Genomic DNA, 16,865 nt, shown 5'->3' on the forward strand with positions numbered 1-16,865 from the left:
AGGGGGGAATTAGAGAGCCGTTGCGATGTCTCGCGAATGCTCGGTATCCTGCACCTCGAGCGCTTGCCTGTGGCTGAACGATGGCATGGTATTGCCACCCCGGAGAAGTGTCACTCAGGAATACCGACCTCACGCAGCGTCTTGTTCGGACGCGTGGCATCGTGAAACTCGGATAACGCTTTGAGATGAGCAGTTCGATCCGATCCATGATTTCCTTCCCTCATGCTTCGACCGGCCCCCCGGCGTCGCACGAAGACGATCGAGTTGGCCTGCGGTTCGGCCCCGCGGTACCGGCCGGGTCGCGCGGAAGATCACTGCGCACGCTTCTCGAGGCTGCAATCATCGTGCTCATCGCGGCGGCTCTCGTGCGTACCTGGGGCGTGCAGACGTTCACCATCGATGGCAGTTCGATGGCGCCGACGCTGGCGGCATCCCATGTCGTGATTCGATGTCCCACTTGCGGATGTGAGTTCACGGCGGGCGTCGACGGCCCGGCGTCTGAGGATCGGCCCGCGATTTGCCCCAACTGTGGCGACGGGCAGGGGCGCATCGTTCGCTCCGCCGCGCTGCGCGGTGACACGGTGCTGGTGGATAAATCGGCGTTCGCCTGGCGGCGGCCAGGGCGCTGGGAAGTGGTTGCCGTTCGGCATCCCGGCCAAGAACGATGGCCGTGCGTTAAACGCGCCGTCGGCCTGCCGGGCGAGGAAATCACGATCGTGGCAGGCGACGTCTACGTCGACGGCCGCATCGCGCGCAAGAGCCTCGGCGAACAGCGGGCGCTGGCGATCATGGTACACGATGATCGCTTTCGTCCACCGGCCGAGACGATGCCGCCGTGCTGGCAGGCCGGCGTGGATTCGCGCTGGGCGATGACGGACGACGGGTTTTCGCTTGCTGCTTCTGTCGATGGGGGTTCACCACGGAGGCACGGAGACCCGGAGAAATCCGGAGAGAATGAAAAAAGAGAGGATAAAGAGGTATCTGATTCGACATTTGATATTCGTCCTTCGTCATTTCCGACGGACTGGCTGACTTATCACCATCGCCGACGGAATAGCGCGGGTGTGGTGGCCTCGTCACCGGTCGATGATTCGTATGCCTACAATCAGATGCTGCCGATTCGCGAGTTGCACGTGGTGCGCGACCTGGTCTTGTCGTTTTCGATAGCGGCGGGCGGAACGGGCGTCCTTTACGTGCGCGGATCGGACGGCGTGCATGATTTTGTGTGCGCGATCGAGAGCGACGGCGCCGCGCGGCTCTTTTGCGATGGTCAACCGGCGGCCGATGGCCAGATCGGTACCCCGCTCGGTCGCGCCACGAGACGCATGGAGTTTTCGCTGGTCGATGCCGCTTGCCGGCTGGCCGTCGATGGGCGCGAAGTGCTCGAATACGTCTTCGGGCCAACGCCCGCGAACGGCCCCACGACCGCGCAGCCCTTTGCGATTGCGGGCCGGGGAATGACATTGACCATCAGCGGCTTGCGCATCGATCGGGACGCGTTTTATGGTTTGCCGGCTTCGGGCCGCGCTCTGGAAAGGACACGGCTTGGCGACGGCGAATATTTTCTGCTCTCGGATAATGCCCCCCTGGGCGTGGATAGCCGGGAGCGAGCGTTTGGCCCAGCGGTCGACGATAAGTCGTTTGTGGGTAAACCGTTCGTAGCTGTCGGCGCAAGCCGGCCGTGGCCCGACTGGCTGCCGGCGATTCAAGTTCCGGCTCTCCGCCAAATTCGCTATATTCGGTGACCCGCGGCGAATAATCATCCAGGCGCCGGACGTGCCGGGCCGGCCGCCGCAGCACCCGTTCGACGGCGGATTGTTGCGGATCGGCCGCCGTATGAGCGTCGGGACGCTGTTCTACCCTGCCAAGGCCGTAGCCACGGAAGCTGGCATCGGTGTCGCCGTAGCCGGTCGAAGGATCACGATTGATGTCAAAAGCCAAAGCTCAGCCAGCGACGACGACGAAAGCCAGGGGTACCGCCGCGCCAGCCGCCCCGCCGCGCAAGGACGGCATGCGCGAGACCGTCGAATCGATCGTTATTGCCTTCGTGCTAGCATTTCTTTTTCGCGCGTTCGAGGCCGAGGCCTTCGTCATTCCCACCGGCTCGATGGCACCGACGCTGATGGGCGTCCACAAGGATCTCGCCTGCGAGAAGTGCGGGTATCCCTATCGTGTGAGCGCGAGCGAGGAGCAAGACGAAGAGGCCGAATTGTATCGCATGCTGATGGGCGATTCGCAGCGCGAGCCCGAGGTCCGTCGTGGCGCGGCCAATAACCTTGCGGCGCGCGACGTCGTGGGAGGTATCTGCCCGAACTGCCGCTTCCCGATGGTGATCGATCCGCAGACGCCGGAAGGGAAAAAATTCCCCACATACAAGGGGGACCGGATACTGGTCGCCAAGTTCCCGTACGACTTTTCCGACCCTGACCGCTGGGACGTGGTGGTCTTCAAGTATCCGCAAAAGTCGAACGAGAATTACATCAAACGTTGCGTCGGGCTGCCGAACGAAACGGTCATCATTCACGGTGGCAACATCTTTACCCGCACCGAAGAACAGCCACAGCGCGAAATCGCGCGCAAACCGCCGGACAAGGTCCGCGCGATCATGCAATCGGTGTACGACAACGACTATGCGCTGCCGGATCTGATCGCCGCGGGGATGCCCGTGCGCTGGCAAGGCATGAGCGAGGCGGGCGGCGAATCGTGGCAGCCGCTCGAAGGTTATCAGAGCTATCGTACCGAGGGCACGGCCAGCGGCGAAGCGTGGCTCGGCTATCAGCACCTGGTGCCTAGCCAGGCCGATTGGCAGGAATTCCGACGCACCGGCAAGTTTGCAGCCGCCGGAGGCGATATTGCTCCGCGACTGGTCAGTGACTTCTACGCCTACAACGCCGGCTGGAATCGCAATCTGCGCACCGGCCTGGAATCCGAAACGCAAGGTCTGCACTGGGTGGGCGACCTGATCCTGGAATGCGATCTGACCTGCGAACCGTCGGGTAAGACGCCCGAGGCCGAGGTCGTCTTGCGGCTCATCAAAGGCGGGCGCACCTTCGATTGCCGCATTGACGTCAACTCGGGCAAGGCCACCTTTGCCATCGACGGCGCCGACCTGGGCGCCACGGCCGAGACCGGCATCAGCCCCGGCCGCCGACACAGTCTCTCGTTTGCCAACGTCGATTGCCAGCTCTTGTTGTGGGTCGACGGCAGCGTGGTCGAGTTTGATAAGCCCGCCACATACGACCCCGTCGAGCGCGACGTACCGACGCTCGACGATCTGACGCCGGCACGGATCGGCGCTAAAGGCGCCGCGGTTCAGGCCGAACACCTGCGCATCTGGCGCGACGTGTACTACATCGCCTGCAAGTACACGCCCGACCGGCAACAGATCATGATTTCCGACTACGAGACGCCCGAGGCGGGCTTTTTGTCGAACCCCACCAAGTGGCCGCGCGTGTTTGCCAATATGCGGACCGTGGAGTTTCCGCTCGAGTCGGATCAGTTTTTGATGCTTGGCGACAACAGTCCGCGTAGTGCCGACAGCCGCTTGTGGAAGGCGCCCGACGGCCGGCCGGAGCATTATGTGAGCCGTGACCTGCTGGTCGGCAAGGCGGTGTTTGTGTACTGGCCGCATTCGTGGAATCGGATCCCGGGGACGAGAATCCCGTTCCCCTTCTTTCCGAATTTTGCCCGCATGAAATTTGTTCGCTGAGGCGTCGGCCACTCGTGCGTCGGCGGAGGCCGGCGCGGCTCTCGCTAAATCGGTCAAGGAGGACAGGCCGTGCCCACGCTGGAAGTCCAAGCGCTGCGGAGCAGGAACGACTCACAATTCGTTGGTCAGGGAGGACCAGCCATGCCCATGTTGCAAGTCCAGGGACTGGTAAAGATCTACGGATCGCGGCGCGTCGTCGACGGCGTCGATTTCGAGGTAGCGGCCGGTGAGATCGTGGGGCTGCTGGGTCCCAACGGCGCCGGCAAGACAACCAGCTTTCGCATGGCGTGCGGCATGATCGAGCCCAACGCCGGCCGCGTCACGCTCAACGACCTGGACGTGACGACCTGGCCCATGTTCCGCCGGGCGCGCGATGGCGGAATGGGCTACCTGGCCCAGGAATCGAGCGTGTTCCGCAAACTTTCGGTCGAGCAGAACCTGCTCGGCATGATGGAGATGCTGGGCTTCGATCGCAAGTCGCGCCGCCGCCGCTGCGACGAGCTCCTGGAGCAGTTCAACATTACGAAGCTGCGCAAAAGCCTGGCCATGTCGCTGTCAGGCGGTGAGCGCCGCCGCTTGGAAATCGCCCGCTGCCTGGTCTCGAACCCGAAGCTGATTCTGCTCGACGAGCCGTTCACGGGCATCGACCCGGTGACGATCGCCAGCATCCAAGAAATCATTCGCGGCCTGCGCGCTGCCGGAATCTCGATCCTGATCACCGACCACCAGGTGCGCGAAACGCTGCAGATCACGGACCGCAGCTACGTCATCCGCGGCGGCAAAGTCCTTTGCCACGGCCGGCCCGATGAAGTGGTCCGGAATCCCGAGGCCCGCAAATACTACTTCGGCGAAGGGCTCGACCTGGGGCTGCCTGCCGCACCCACGAGCGCACCCAATATGGTCGACTCGTTGCGTTCGCGGTTGAAACGGGAAGGGGCGCCGCAGCCGTAATAGCAGCAAGCCAGCGAGCGACAGTGGCCGGCACCGCTGCCGTTTTCCGTGCGTCAGCGATCGCGCGTCATTTTTCTTCGTCGGCCAGACCCAAGCGCGACAGCCAGCGGCCGCGTTGCTGCTTCTTGGACTTGTTCGCGGGATCGTTCGCGACGCGTGGCTCGTGCGGTGCGACGCCCTGGTCTTCCAGCGTTCGCTGTCGTTCGGCCACCTCTGCTTGGGCGCGGGCCAGTTGCGCACGCTGCACCGACAGGTCGATTTCGGCCTGACGAAGCTTTTCCTCCCACTCCTTTTCCAGTTGCTTGATCCGGGCCCGTTCCTGCATGATCAGCTCGTCCTTGTCCAGTATGTCGGCGACGTTCGGCGCCGGGGTCGCGGCACTGACACTTACCCCGGCCCCCTGTTCTTCCAACTGGCGGCGCAACTCTTCGATTTCTTCGTCGCGTTTGCGCAGTTCCGCGTCGGTTTCCCGCACGACATTCTCGATGCGCACGATCTCGTCGCGCCGCTCTTCTTCGGGCTCCTCGCCTTCGTCCGCTTCCAGGCTGGCGAGCAACTGGCGTTTGCGCGCTTCCCAGTCCATTGATACGCCCGTAGCCGGTGCCGCTGCCCTTCCGGCGCCGGCGCTGCGTTTTTCCAACTCCTCGTTCTTCTTTTTCAGCTCGCGAATGTCGCGCACGGCCATTTCGTAGCGCTGCGTCAGATCGGCAAATTCGGCCGAGCTCGATTCGTCGGAATTGCCGCCGTCGGGCGACTTCGCCACGACGAGCGCCGCCTCGGCGTCGGCCAGCCGGCGCACGAGATCGTCACGCTCGGCCGTGAGTCGCTCGGCTAGCTCTCGAGCACGCAGCTCGCTCTGGCTCGGACCGCGGTCTTCACACGACGATTCGCGCAAGTCTCGTTCCTGCCCGGCTTCCAGTTCAGCGACTTGTTGACGCAAAGCGGCGTTCTCGCCTTGCGCTTTGCTTAGTGCGTCCTGGGCCTTGTTCAGCTCGTCTTGGACTGTGCCGGCCTGTTGCACACCGGCAGAGCATCTCCGGGTCGCCTCGTCCAACTGCGCAGTGAGCGCTGCGATTTGTGCTTGAGCTGCCATGTGGGCTGCGGCCGCCCGGTCCAGTTCCTCGCCGCGCTCCCGTAACCTTTCGCTCAGACTCGTCGTCTCGCGACGTGCGTCGGCCAAGAGGGCCTCATGAGCGGAATTCCCCTGACTGGCAAGCGCTTCCAAATCAGCCAGGCGGCCGGCGATCAATTGCTGGCCAAGGTCTCGCTCGCGTTTCAGTTGCTCGGCGATGCGCCGACGCTGCTCCAAGGTGCGCTCTTGATCTTCGGCGAGCGACTGTCGCTGGCGTTCCAGGCCGGCGGTGCGCTCTTCGTATTGCCGCTTGACGAGCGCCAGCTCCTGGTCGGAGGTCTGCCGTTCAGCGGCCAAAGCCCGCTCTGCTTGTCGCAGTGCGGCCAGCGCCGCGGCATGCTCTTCGCGATCTGCGGCGAGTCTGGCGGTCTCGGCGTTCAGTGCATTCTGGCGATCTTCCAGTTGCTTCTTGGTTGCGGCGAGCTGCTTTTCGGCGACTTCGCGTTGTTCGGACGCGGCGCACTCGTCGGCAGCCAGCTTCGCAACGGCTGCGTCCAGCTCTTCGCGTTGCGAAGCGAGCTTTGCCTGCCTGCGCGATAAGTCGTCCTCGGCTGCTTGCCGCTCCTTCTCGAGGGAGATTCGGGCATCGCGGGCCGCGGCTTGCAACTGTTGCGCAGCTGCGTATGTACGTTGTGCGGCGGCCTCGGCCTCTTCGGCCGCCTGCGCTCGTTCGGCCAGTGCGGCTTGACGTCGTTCCAGCTCGGTTTCGCGGCGCTCAACCTCGGCGAGTCGTTCGGGGAGTTCCTTGGCCTGGCGCGCCAATTCCCGTTGCCACTCGGCGTGCTTAGCTTCGCGCTCTTCGTCGCGGCTCGCCATCGCTTTCTCGCGGGCCGACAATTCCGTTTGCCGCCGATCAAGCTCGAGGGCCAGGCGGTCCAGTTCCGCGGCCCGGGCCGTGAGTGCTGCGCTGCGTGTGTCATCCTCGCCGGCATGACGATCGATTTGCGTTTGCCGGGACAGTGCCGCTTCGCGCGCCGCGCCAAGATCGCGCGCGGCCTGATCGATTTGCGCGAGGATCCGCGCTTCGAGCTGGCCGAGGCGCTCGCGCTGGGCAGCGCTTTGGGACTGCAATCGTTCCCGCCGCTCTTGCAAGCTTCGCGCAAAGGATGATAGGGGATAGGCCGGTTCCGGCTGTGAAGAATCCACGTCCATTAGAGTGCCAAATCCCAGGGGCTTGCGGGGGCGAGCGGCACCATCGGCTCGTTCGCCGGCGCAAGTCGCATGCGCGCCAGAAATGATTTCCTACATTCGTATAGGCCGCCGATCATGGCACGTCAAAGCAGCCTGTCCGGTCTGGACGGTCATAGCGATTCTGCCGTCGCCCGCCGCGTGCTTGGCGACAAAGTGACGCCGCGGCGGGTCGCATTGTTGGGCGTGGCCTCGTCCCCTATCATGGGGCGCGCTCGAGCACAGAGTTTTCTGAAAACGACACGCTCACGGCAGAATCATGAACGATCCACGTATTGCGCGGCTGGCGGAAATTCTCATCGATCACAGCTGCGAGCTGAAACGCGGCGAAAAAATTCTCATCGAGGCGATTGACGTTCCCTCGCCGCAACTGGTCTGCCAGCTCGTCGAGTTGGCGGCAAAGCGCGGGGCGCAGCCGCTGGTGACGCTGAAAAACAACGAGGTCCTGCGTTCTCTCTATCGAACGGGCACGGCCGACAATATCGCTCTGGCGGGCCGCTTCGAAGCGGCCCGCATGCAGGAGATGGATGCCTACGTGGGGGTGCGGGGCGCTTCGAACAGCAGTCAATTCTCGGACGTGCCGCTTGCGCAAATGGACCTGTACCAGCAGTATTGGTGGCATCCCGTACACAGCGAAATTCGCGTTCCGAAGACGAAGTGGGTCGTCCTCCGCTACCCGACCGACGCCATGGCCCAGGCCGCTAACATGAGTACCGCGGCGTTCGAGGATTTTTACTTCTCGGTATGCACGGCCGATTACGCGCAAATGGCCCGGGACCAGGAGCCGCTGGTGGCGCGAATGAAAGCGGCGGACAAGGTGCGCCTCGTCGCGCCGGGCACCGACCTGCGATTCTCGATTCGCGGCATCGACGTGCGTCCCTGCTACGGCCAGCGGAATATTCCCGACGGCGAAGTGTTCACCGCGCCGGTGCGCGACAGCCTGGAGGGGACGATCCGCTACAACGCTCCCTCGCGCTACCAGGGAACCGTCTTCGAGGGGATCGAATTCGAGTTCCGCCAAGGCAAGATCGTGCGTGCCAGTTGCCGTAACGAAGTCGACAAGCTGAACAAGATCCTCGATTCCGATGAAGGAGCTCGCTACATCGGCGAATGGTCGATCGGCTGCAATAACCTGGTGCGGCAACCGATGCTCGACACGCTCTTCGACGAAAAGATCGGCGGCTCGATCCACCTCACGCCGGGCAACGCCTACGACGAGTGCGACAACGGCAATCGCAGCCGCGTCCACTGGGACCTGGTGCTGATCCAGACGCCCGAGTGGGGCGGCGGCGAAATCTGGTTCGACGACGAGTTGGTGCGCAAGGACGGCCGCTTCCTGCCCGCCGAGTTGCAGGGGCTCAACAACGGGCTGTAGCCGTCGCCTGAGAAGGGTCGGAAAAGCCCGAGCCGCCACTTACGGCTGCTTTTTACCGGCCAGCGTCACCGGTTTGTATTTGTGATCGCGCTTGCGGATGACCGTGCCCTCGAGCACTTTGTCCGGATCCGGTTGCTGTGCGGTGGATGACGGATCGCGGCGCTGCAACTGGGCCAGGACGTCCATGCCCTCGATAATGCGGCCGAACACCGTATGGCGTCCGTCCAAGTGCGGCGTGGGGACAAAGGTCAGAAAGAACTGCGAGCCGCCGGTATCCTTGCCGGCGTGCGCCATACTGAGCGAGCCGCGAAAGTGCTCGCGATGATTGGGCTTATCGCATTCGCAAGCGATCGTATAGCCGGGGCCGCCCTTGCCGGTCCCGTCGGGGTCGCCGCCTTGGGCCACGAAGCCCTTGAGCACGCGATGAAAGGGGGTGCCGTTGTAGAATCCCTTTTCGACCAGGGTAATGAAATTAGCGACCGTATTGGGCGCCTCGTTCTCGAAAAGCTCGAGGACGATGTCCCCCTTGGTGGTTGTGAGCTTCACGCGCGGCAAATCATCGGCCTTGGCTTCTGCCTCCCGTATCTTGACCTCCTTGTCCCACCTTTTCTGGTATTCGGGAACTTGGGCGAGCAACACTTTACCGGGCGAATCCTCCAGGACGTTGGCGTCTTTGGCGATCTTGAGATCTTTCGCCGCGGTCTCGAAGTCGTTGGCATTGAACGCAGCGCGACCCGCAATCGCATAAATCGCTTTGTTCTCGTAACCGTTGTCGATCAGCACGTTCGCCAGGCGTACCGCTTCTTCGTATTGTTCCCGCTGCTCGGCCGTAGATGCCATGGCTTCGAGGTACTGTCCAATCTCTTTGTTTTTGTTCGGCGCCGCCAGGTAGGCCAGCTCGGCCGCCTTGTGCATCTTCGGCTCCATGGCCAGGCCGCGCCCCTTGATATCTTCGTACTTCTTTTGCAGCTTTTCGGCGTCTTCTGTATTGCCGGCGAGCTTGGCGGCGCGGTACTCGAGCGCGGTTTTCCGCATTTCAGCCACAATCTTTTTCCACTCCGCGAATTGCTGGTCGAAATAGGCCTGCGGGTCCTTGGTATTGGATCGCGCGGCTTGGGCCAACAAGCGCTCGCTCGCAACCGGGGCCATCGTTAGTCCCATCGCCAGCAGCACCAAAGAGACGTGGAAACGCATCGGCAAAATCCTCAATGGAAAGGGCTGTCGAAACCGGGAGCAGCCCGGGGGCGGTGCTTCCGTCAGCGAAACCATCAATCTACCATACATCCATACGCCGCGACACGCAGGCCTGGCACTGCACCGCTTACCGTGCGGAATTTTCTACGTGAAACGACGAGCACCACGCGAGACTGACGCTGCCGGGCGTGCGCCGCAGGCCGCCGAGCCGACCCCTCTGCGGATTATTGGCGGCACGTTAGCGCGGCGACGTCTGAAATACTCGGGCGACCCGCGCACGCGCCCCATGAAGGACCGGGTCCGCGAGGCTGTCTTCAATCTTGTGGGGCCTGCGGTCGCCGGCACTCACGCTATCGACCTGTTTGCCGGCACCGGCGCGCTTGGTTTGGAAGCGATCAGCCGCGGCGCGGCCCGGGCCACGTTCCTCGAGCAGCATTTTCCCACGGCCCAAGTGATTCGCGAAAATATCGCCCAACTGGACCTTGCCGGCGTCACCGAAGTCATCCCGGGAAATGCCTTCATCTGGTCGCGCCGACTGCCACCGCCGGACGCAATGCCGTGGACCGTATTCTGCTCGCCGCCTTACGACTTCTACGTCGAGCGCGAAGGAGACGTTCTGGAAATGCTGTCGCGGTTGCTGCAAGCCGCGCCGCCTGCGAGTATCTTCGTCGTCGAGGCCGACGCGCGGTTTGATTTCGCCCATTTGCCGCAGCCGCACTCGTGGGATGTGCGCGTTTACCCGCCCGCCCACGTCGGCATATTACGAACGTAAGTAGCAAGGTGTCGAATTGGAAAAGGGGGTGCCATGCTCACGCTGGCGTGAGTATGTGGGTCGATCGCTTGCCAGTGCAGCATGGCCACGACGAGCGTGGCCATGGCACCCAGAACGTGTAACAAACCATGAGGAATGATTTTTCAAGGACTGGCAAAAAAGCATGGATATTCACAACATCAATGACGTGCCGGCCTTTACCACCAAGGACGGCTCGGAAATTCGCGAACTACTGGCCGACCGCAATTCGTGCATCGTGAAACAAAGCCTGGCCGAGGCGCGGCTGGCGCCCGGGCTGTCGACAACACCCCACTACCATCCGCTGACCGAGGAGATCTATTACATCCTGGTCGGCACCGGCTCGATGCGCATCGGCGACGAACAGCGCACCGTCGGGCCGGGCGACGCCATCGCGATTCCGCCCGGCAAGATTCACCAGATCACGAACGACGGCCGCGAGGAGCTGAAATTCTTGTGCTGCTGCGCGCCGGGCTATCAGCACGAAGATACCGTGCTGGTCGAAGCGTGACGGGTAGTAGCCCTACATATCAGCTTTTCGCGCGGGCGCTCGCAAACTCAATACAAGCTCGCGAGAAATTTCACGGCCTGGCCGATCTCGAACACCGGATCATCCGCCCGTTCGCGCTCGATACACAAATAGCCGCGATAGCCAAAGTCTTCGAGCGCTCCGAGTAGGGCGGGAAAATCGGCCAGACCGCGCCCTAGCGGCACTTCGTCGCCACGGCCGCGTGCGCGATCGCGCACCCCATCCTTGGCATGCACGAACATGACGTGCCGCGCGAGGGCTGCGATGGCCTCGCCCGGCGCGTAGCCGTTGACGATCAGGTTGCCGGGATTGAAGGTGACGCCCAACGAGCCGTCAGGCAAGGCGCCGATCAGGCGCGCAAGGTCGGCCCCGCTTTCGCTCCCCGTTTCGGCAGCCAACGTCGCGCCGATGTGATGACCAAAGGCGCCGATGTCTGTGAGCGCCTCGAGCATGACGGGCCAGTCGGATGCTTCCGCATCGGCCGGAACCTGTCCGACCTGGTTCACCACCACTGTAGCGCCGAGTTGGCTGGCCAGGCGCATGGCTTGTTTCGTGGCTGCCACGCGACGCTCGAGCTCTTCCTGCACGTTGTAGCCGCGCCGCGTGCGAAAGCCGATAGCCGCCACGCGCAAATTGAGATTTTCGAGCAGCCTGAGAAACTCGCGCCGCCCGGTTTGCGAAAGTTCGTCCGGCCGCAATTCGGTACGGGCATCGATTTCCACCGCCGCCGCACCTAGTTGCGCGGCCGTGGCCAGTGCCCGCTTAAGCGGCATGCGCAAGCTGCGCAGTTGGATGGCAATCTTCAGCGGCTGCATAAATCGATATTCCTGGGACTTGTGCTGATTCTAGCGACCGCGTCCGCGGGTTGAAGGTGTCCGCCACGGGCCCACACCGGACCCGCGCCAGGGCCAGCGGCCGAGCCGTGTTCGCTACGCTATGCTTTTGTGGCAAGCATGGTTTATGTTTTCGTGAAGATACAGGCCCTGCGGAAGCAGTCGTATGATCACCGTCGACGACGTCTCGCGATTCCTCGACGCCTTTGCGCCGCTGCGGCTGGCCGAGCCGTGGGATAATGTCGGATTGCTGTTGGGCGATCGCCAACGCTCGGCCGATCGCATCATGACTTGTTTGACCATCACCGGCGCCACGGCCGCCGAAGCGGTTCGGCACCAGGCCCAGCTGGTCGTCGTTCACCATCCGCTGCCGTTCGCCGCCTTGAAGCGGCTGACGACCGACTCGCCCGAGGGACGCTCCCTGTGGTCGCTGGCCGGAGCCGGTATTTCGATTTTCAGTCCGCACACGGCATTCGATTCGGCGCCTGAAGGAATCAATCAGCGGCTGGCGGCGGGCCTGGGGCTTGCCGAGATCGAGCCGCTGACGACGCGTCTGGAAGATGTCGATGGCCGGCGCTTGGGCGCTGGCCGGCGCGGACAATTCTCCCAGCCCCTGCCGCTTGCGGAAGTGGTCGAGCGCGTGAAGAAATTCCTGGGGGTCGAACGTGTGCAAATCGTCGGGGCCCCGCGGACCAATGTCAGCAAGATCGCCGTCGGCTGCGGCAGCGCGGGCGACTTGCTGGCCGATGCGCGGCGCGCCGGCTGCGAATGCTTCGTGACCGGCGAAACCCGTTTTCACACGGCGCTCGAGGCCGAAGCCGCGGGCCTGGCCATGATTCTCACCGGTCATTACGCCAGCGAGCGATTCGCCGTCGAGTTTCTGGCCGAACTGCTGGCGCGCGAGTTTCCCGCTGCGTATGTGTGGGCCAGCGCCGACGAGCGCGACCCACTCGTGTGGGGCTAGCAGCGCGCGGACGGGAAGCAGCGTCGTTGCAGCAAGTCACAACGCGTCCAACCGTCTCGACGACGTGTCCGCGCCGCCAGTGCTCGCGCTACCCGCCGATATTTGGTGGACTTTCGGTGAAAGGTTGCCGGCTGCGAAGAAGGGGCGCTTGACTCCTCGTGGCTTTTGCTGGAGAGACGGTCCTTCGAGCCTTTTCGCGCTCGTTGACTTGGCCCCTTGCCCACTTAGAATTGCCAGCAGCCTGCGGGAGGCCGTGGCGGGAATCTTTGCTGGTCATTCGAGGAGGGTGCCACCATGGCGCAGCGATGTCTCACCGCCTTGCCGGTCTATAACGAAGCGAAATACGTGTCGGGCGTGCTGGCCGAAGTGCGCCGCTACAGCCCCGAGATTCTCGTCGTCAATGACGGCTCGAGCGACGGCACGACGGAACTATTGGCCGCCGAGCCAGGCATCCACCTGGTTACGCACGACAAGAATCGCGGCTATGGCGCTGCCCTGCGCTCGGCTTTCGACTTCGCCGTAAAGAACGACTACGACGTGCTGGTGACGATCGATTGCGATGGCCAGCACCAGCCACGCATGATTCCGCAATTCTTCGCCGAATGCGACGGTTGGGACATCGTCTCGGGCAGCCGGTACCTGGAGCAGTTCTCGGGCGATAGCCGGCCGCCGGCCGATCGGCGGCGGGTGAACGAACTCCTGACCGCGCGCATCAACGAACTGTTGGGGCTGAACGTGACCGATGCCTTTTGCGGCTTCAAGGCCTATCGCGTTTGCCGGCTGCCGGAGCTCGATTTGACCGACGACGGCTACGCCATGCCGCTGGAGCTGTGGGTGCAAGCGGCGTTTCACGGCTTCCGCATCAAGGAATTGGCGGTCCCGCTGATTTACCTCGACCTGGCCCGATCTTTCGGCGGCGCGCTCGACGACACGGAGACGCGGCTGGCCCATTACAACAAGATCTTGCAGCAGGCGCTTGCGCGAACGACCGAAAATCGCAAAACCACGCCGCATTCGAGATCGCTTTGTAACGAGCGCGCCGGATGAGCGCCGGTCCGGGTTCGATCGCTTACCGGCGGTTGCGGGCTCCGCGCGAAAACGGCGGCGTGCTCATCGAGCCGCCGCTGGGCGAGCTGCCGCAACTGCTTGCCGCGAATATCGCGCGGCAGCAGGCAGCGCACTACGACGTGCAAGGGCGCCCGCTTGCGGCGCTGGCCGAGTCGGGCCGGCGCGAGCTGGTTGAATTGGCGCGCCGCTACACGTCGAGTTATCGCGATGTCGAAGCCGTGCCCGCTAACGGGCCGATGTTCCTGGCCGGACATCAGCCGGAGCTGTTTCATCCGGGCGTGTGGTACAAGAATTTCGCGCTCAGCAAGCTCGCCGGCGATGCGCGGGCCACGGCCGTAAACCTGGTCATCGACAGCGACACCATCAAGCACGTTTCACTGCGCGTGCCAGGTGGATCGCTCGATGCACCGATCGTCGAATCGATCGCCTTCGACAGCTCGGCCGACGAGATCCCGTTCGAAGAACGGGAGATCGAAGACCGCGGACTGTTCGCCAGCTTCGGCGAGCGGACATGCGAATGGCTGCAAGACATCGTCCCCGATCCGCTCATGAATTCGTTCTGGCCGCTGGCGCTCAAGCGCGCAGCCGCCACGCGCAATTTGGGTGAGTGCCTGGCGCAATCGCGCCACGTGCTGGAGGGGCAATGGGGCTTGAACACTCTGGAACTTCCCCAAAGCCAGGTATGTGCGCTGCCGGCATTCCACTGGTTTACGGCGCACTTGCTGGCCAACCTGCCGCGCCTGCGCGAGGCGTATAACAGCGCGGTCGAGGCTTATCGACGCGTGAATCGTGTGCGCAGCGCCAACCATCCGGTACCGAACCTGGCAGCCGACGGCGACCTGATCGAAGCGCCGTTCTGGCTGTGGAGCTCGGCGTCGCCGCGCCGCCGACGACTATTCGTGCGCCGCGGCGCTGACTCGATGACACTCACGGATCGTCGCCGTGTGGAGATTGAGCTCCCCTTAACCGCTGATGGCGATGCCACACGCGCGGTTGAAGTGCTCGCGGGTTTTCGGGAGCGTGGCATCAAGTTGCGCAGCCGCGCCCTGGTCACCACGCTCTTCGCCCGGTTGGTCCTCTCGGACTTGTTCATCCACGGCATCGGCGGCGCGAAATACGATCAACTGACCGACGAGCTGATCCGCAGCTTCTTCGGCCTCGCGCCGCCAAATTATCTGGTGATTTCCGCGACTTTACACTTGGCAGCGCAGGGCAACGGCGCAGGCCACGACGACGTGCGCCGCCTGGACCAGGAGTTGCGGGATTTGGAATATCATCCCGAGCGCTGTATTACCGACCTGCACGATTGGACGAGCGCGCCGGTGGATATCGCGCATTGGCTCGATTTGAAGAGCCGTTGGCTGGCGACGGAACAGACGCGCGAGAACGCGCGCGAGCGCTGTCATGCGATCCGCGCGGCGAACGAAGCGCTGCAGGCGTGGGTCGAGCCGCGGCGGCGCGAATTGACGCGACATCGGCAGGAAGCCGTTCGTCAGCAGCGCACCGCGGCGGTGCTCACCTCGCGTGAATACGGCTTTTGTTTGTACCCAGCGGAAACTTTACGGGATTTTTTGCTGGCATTTCGAGGGACAAGTCCCTAAAGTATTGTCAAGACGGATCGTAAAACTACGAGCGAAAGGATCTCGCCCATGTGCGCAGCGACGCCAGTACTCGCCAGCGCGCGGCCCAAACGCCGCAGAACGGACTCGCAAAAACGGCGAAAACAAGGACGAAATGGGGCTCTTCCCCATGGGGCCCTTCGGCCGGTTCAACTGTCTGACGCATGCGAGCGCTCTCCCGGTTCAAATACCGGACGGTTGGCGTCGCGCGCCGGGGCGCGTGCTAGCATTCGCGTCGAGCAAGAGCCGCTGGGCGTGCTCGCGACCGGTTGCGCCGGCGACCATCCGGTCGTTCACCATTTGCTGACGGAGGTTTTTCAGGGCCCATCGCGCGACAATTTTTATAGTTCGCTCGACGATCCCTTCTACGAACCGCGTGATCGGCTGCTCATCAAGCGCGCCGGCCAGTCGATCTCGCATGTGCTGATTACCAAGCGCGTGATGCATTTCGGCTCGCTCAGTTTTCCCGCGGACTGCTTGTCCTGGCTGGCGACGTTGCCTGAGTTCCGGCAGTTGGGATACGCCAGTCGTCTGGTCCGCGCGGCCGACGAGACCATGCGCCGCGAGGGCGCCGTACTTTGCCTGTTGAAAACCCGCGTACCGCATTTCTTCCGGCGGCAGGGGTGGGCGTTGTGTGGCCGGCATAGCCATGCCCGTGCCGGCAGCCGCGATCTGCTCGCGCAACTTTCGGCCCGCGGGCTGGTACCGGGCGAAAGCTCGGTCGGCATTCGCCCCTGGCGTCAAGTCGAACTGCCCGCCCTGATGAGGCTGTATCAAGACATGACGGCCGGCCGCGCCGGCCATTTCGAACGCACCGAGGCTTACTGGCGCTGGCTGATCAGCCGTAAAGGCTTCGAGCGCATCTACGTGGCCGTCGACGGACCGGACAACTTCGAGCTGGAAGACGATCCCACGAAGCTCGTCGGTTACCTGATCACGAGCGAAGACCGCGTGCTGGAATTGGCCGCGGCCCGCACGCACCGGCATGTGGCGCGCGAGCTCTTGGCCCGCGCTTGCAGCGAAGCGATCGAGCGCGATTACAACATGCTGACGTTGCACGCTCCGGCCGACGACCCCTTGATGGAAATCTTCCGCATCGCCGGCGGCACACTGCACTGCACCGAATCGGAGCAGGGCGAAGTCTACATGGCGAAGTTGATGAATCCCATCGGCTTCCTCAAGCAGCTTTGCCCCGAATTGCACCGCCGCGCCGACGCGGTCAGCCTGACGCGCCCCTGCGAGCTGGGCCTGGTCCTGGACGGTGAGAAATATCGGCTGATCGTTTCGCGCCGCAGCGTCAAGCTGGGCCGGAATCGCATCGGCCGCAGTTACCTGCAGTGCAGCGGCGCCAACGTGACGCGGTTGCTGCTGGGGCACCTGGATATCGACGAAGCGCTGGCCGACGGCCGGCTGCGGGCCTCGACCCAAGTGGCTGCCGAGCTAGGGCGCACACTCTTCCCGCGGCTGCCGCTGTGGCGCCCGCCGCTGGATGAGATTTCGACGTAGTCCCCGG

General features: G+C 63.4%; 14 protein-coding genes. 11 read left to right on the forward strand and 3 right to left on the reverse strand.

Annotated features, from left to right (window positions below):
- The first annotated feature begins 206 nt into the window (after window positions 1–206).
- The 3 genes from VHD36_20685 to lptB all read left to right on the forward strand — a co-directional run bounded on the left by VHD36_20685 (window position 207) and on the right by lptB (window position 4,660).
- Window positions 207–1,745: a S26 family signal peptidase gene (locus VHD36_20685; protein ID HVU89759.1), complete on the forward strand. Its 1,539-nt coding sequence runs from the start codon at window positions 207–209 to the stop codon at window positions 1,743–1,745.
- Window positions 1,746–1,927: 182 nt separating this feature from the next.
- Entirely contained in the window at window positions 1,928–3,709 is a 1,782-nt protein-coding gene (lepB, locus tag VHD36_20690; protein HVU89760.1) for a signal peptidase I, read from the forward strand.
- Window positions 3,710–3,850: 141 nt separating this feature from the next.
- Window positions 3,851–4,660: an LPS export ABC transporter ATP-binding protein gene (lptB, locus tag VHD36_20695; GenBank protein ID HVU89761.1), complete on the forward strand. Its 810-nt coding sequence runs from the start codon at window positions 3,851–3,853 to the stop codon at window positions 4,658–4,660.
- A gap of 67 nt (window positions 4,661–4,727) precedes the next feature.
- On the opposite strand, the gene VHD36_20700 is transcribed toward lptB, so the two are convergent.
- The gene (locus tag VHD36_20700; GenBank protein HVU89762.1) at window positions 4,728–6,608 is read right to left on the reverse strand and encodes a hypothetical protein; all 1,881 of its coding nucleotides are present in this window, start codon (window positions 6,606–6,608) and stop codon (window positions 4,728–4,730) included.
- A 27-nt stretch (window positions 6,609–6,635) separates the two neighbouring features.
- On the opposite strand from VHD36_20700, the gene VHD36_20705 reads away from it, so the two are divergent.
- Both VHD36_20705 and VHD36_20710 read left to right on the forward strand, forming a co-directional pair.
- The gene (locus VHD36_20705; protein HVU89763.1) at window positions 6,636–6,902 is read left to right on the forward strand and encodes a hypothetical protein; all 267 of its coding nucleotides are present in this window, start codon (window positions 6,636–6,638) and stop codon (window positions 6,900–6,902) included.
- Between the two features lie 337 nt (window positions 6,903–7,239).
- Window positions 7,240–8,355, forward strand: coding sequence for an aminopeptidase (locus tag VHD36_20710; protein ID HVU89764.1), 1,116 nt, complete (start codon window positions 7,240–7,242; stop codon window positions 8,353–8,355).
- Window positions 8,356–8,394: 39 nt separating this feature from the next.
- On the opposite strand, the gene VHD36_20715 is transcribed toward VHD36_20710, so the two are convergent.
- Window positions 8,395–9,549: a peptidylprolyl isomerase gene (locus VHD36_20715; protein ID HVU89765.1), complete on the reverse strand. Its 1,155-nt coding sequence runs from the start codon at window positions 9,547–9,549 to the stop codon at window positions 8,395–8,397.
- Window positions 9,550–9,697: 148 nt separating this feature from the next.
- Between VHD36_20715 and VHD36_20720 the strand changes: the two genes are divergently transcribed.
- Entirely contained in the window at window positions 9,698–10,321 is a 624-nt protein-coding gene (locus VHD36_20720; protein HVU89766.1) for an RsmD family RNA methyltransferase, read from the forward strand.
- Between the two features lie 163 nt (window positions 10,322–10,484).
- Window positions 10,485–10,850 (forward strand): cupin domain-containing protein, encoded by a 366-nt coding sequence (locus VHD36_20725; GenBank protein HVU89767.1) that lies wholly within the window; start codon window positions 10,485–10,487, stop codon window positions 10,848–10,850.
- Between the two features lie 47 nt (window positions 10,851–10,897).
- On the opposite strand, the gene VHD36_20730 is transcribed toward VHD36_20725, so the two are convergent.
- A complete protein-coding gene (locus tag VHD36_20730) occupies window positions 10,898–11,683 on the reverse strand; it encodes a sugar phosphate isomerase/epimerase family protein (GenBank protein ID HVU89768.1) in 786 nt (261 codons plus the stop codon).
- Window positions 11,684–11,867: 184 nt separating this feature from the next.
- Here VHD36_20730 and VHD36_20735 point away from each other — a divergent pair, with 184 nt between their 5' ends.
- The 4 genes from VHD36_20735 (at window position 11,868) to VHD36_20750 (ending at window position 16,858) form a co-directional block, all read left to right on the forward strand.
- Window positions 11,868–12,665, forward strand: a complete 798-nt coding sequence (locus VHD36_20735; protein HVU89769.1) for a Nif3-like dinuclear metal center hexameric protein — start codon at window positions 11,868–11,870, stop codon at window positions 12,663–12,665.
- Between the two features lie 294 nt (window positions 12,666–12,959).
- Entirely contained in the window at window positions 12,960–13,712 is a 753-nt protein-coding gene (locus tag VHD36_20740) for a glycosyltransferase family 2 protein (GenBank protein HVU89770.1), read from the forward strand.
- Window positions 13,709–15,334 carry a hypothetical protein gene (locus VHD36_20745; GenBank protein HVU89771.1) on the forward strand — a complete coding sequence of 542 codons (1,626 nt, stop codon included), beginning with the start codon at window positions 13,709–13,711 and terminating at the stop codon, window positions 15,332–15,334. Before VHD36_20740 ends, VHD36_20745 begins: the two co-directional genes overlap by 4 nt.
- A gap of 273 nt (window positions 15,335–15,607) precedes the next feature.
- Window positions 15,608–16,858 carry a GNAT family N-acetyltransferase gene (locus tag VHD36_20750; GenBank protein ID HVU89772.1) on the forward strand — a complete coding sequence of 417 codons (1,251 nt, stop codon included), beginning with the start codon at window positions 15,608–15,610 and terminating at the stop codon, window positions 16,856–16,858.
- The last annotated feature ends 7 nt before the right edge of the window (window positions 16,859–16,865 follow it).

The organism is Pirellulales bacterium (genome assembly GCA_035546535.1).
GTDB lineage: Bacteria > Planctomycetota > Planctomycetia > Pirellulales > JACPPG01 > JACPPG01.

Bases quoted from the DNA above. Each gene is read 5' to 3' on its own strand.
- VHD36_20685 (HVU89759.1), top strand. From the start codon at position 207: ATGATTTCCTTCCCTCATGCTTCGACCGGCCCCCCGGCGTCGCACGAA.
- lepB (HVU89760.1), top strand. From the start codon at position 1,928: ATGTCAAAAGCCAAAGCTCAGCCAGCGACGACGACGAAAGCCAGGGGT.
- lptB (HVU89761.1), top strand. From the start codon at position 3,851: ATGCCCATGTTGCAAGTCCAGGGACTGGTAAAGATCTACGGATCGCGG.
- VHD36_20700 (HVU89762.1), bottom strand. From the start codon at position 6,608: ATGGCGAGCCGCGACGAAGAGCGCGAAGCTAAGCACGCCGAGTGGCAA.
- VHD36_20710 (HVU89764.1), top strand. From the start codon at position 7,240: ATGAACGATCCACGTATTGCGCGGCTGGCGGAAATTCTCATCGATCAC.
- VHD36_20715 (HVU89765.1), bottom strand. From the start codon at position 9,549: ATGCGTTTCCACGTCTCTTTGGTGCTGCTGGCGATGGGACTAACGATG.
- VHD36_20725 (HVU89767.1), top strand. From the start codon at position 10,485: ATGGATATTCACAACATCAATGACGTGCCGGCCTTTACCACCAAGGAC.
- VHD36_20730 (HVU89768.1), bottom strand. From the start codon at position 11,683: ATGCAGCCGCTGAAGATTGCCATCCAACTGCGCAGCTTGCGCATGCCG.
- VHD36_20735 (HVU89769.1), top strand. From the start codon at position 11,868: ATGATCACCGTCGACGACGTCTCGCGATTCCTCGACGCCTTTGCGCCG.
- VHD36_20740 (HVU89770.1), top strand. From the start codon at position 12,960: ATGGCGCAGCGATGTCTCACCGCCTTGCCGGTCTATAACGAAGCGAAA.
- VHD36_20745 (HVU89771.1), top strand. From the start codon at position 13,709: ATGAGCGCCGGTCCGGGTTCGATCGCTTACCGGCGGTTGCGGGCTCCG.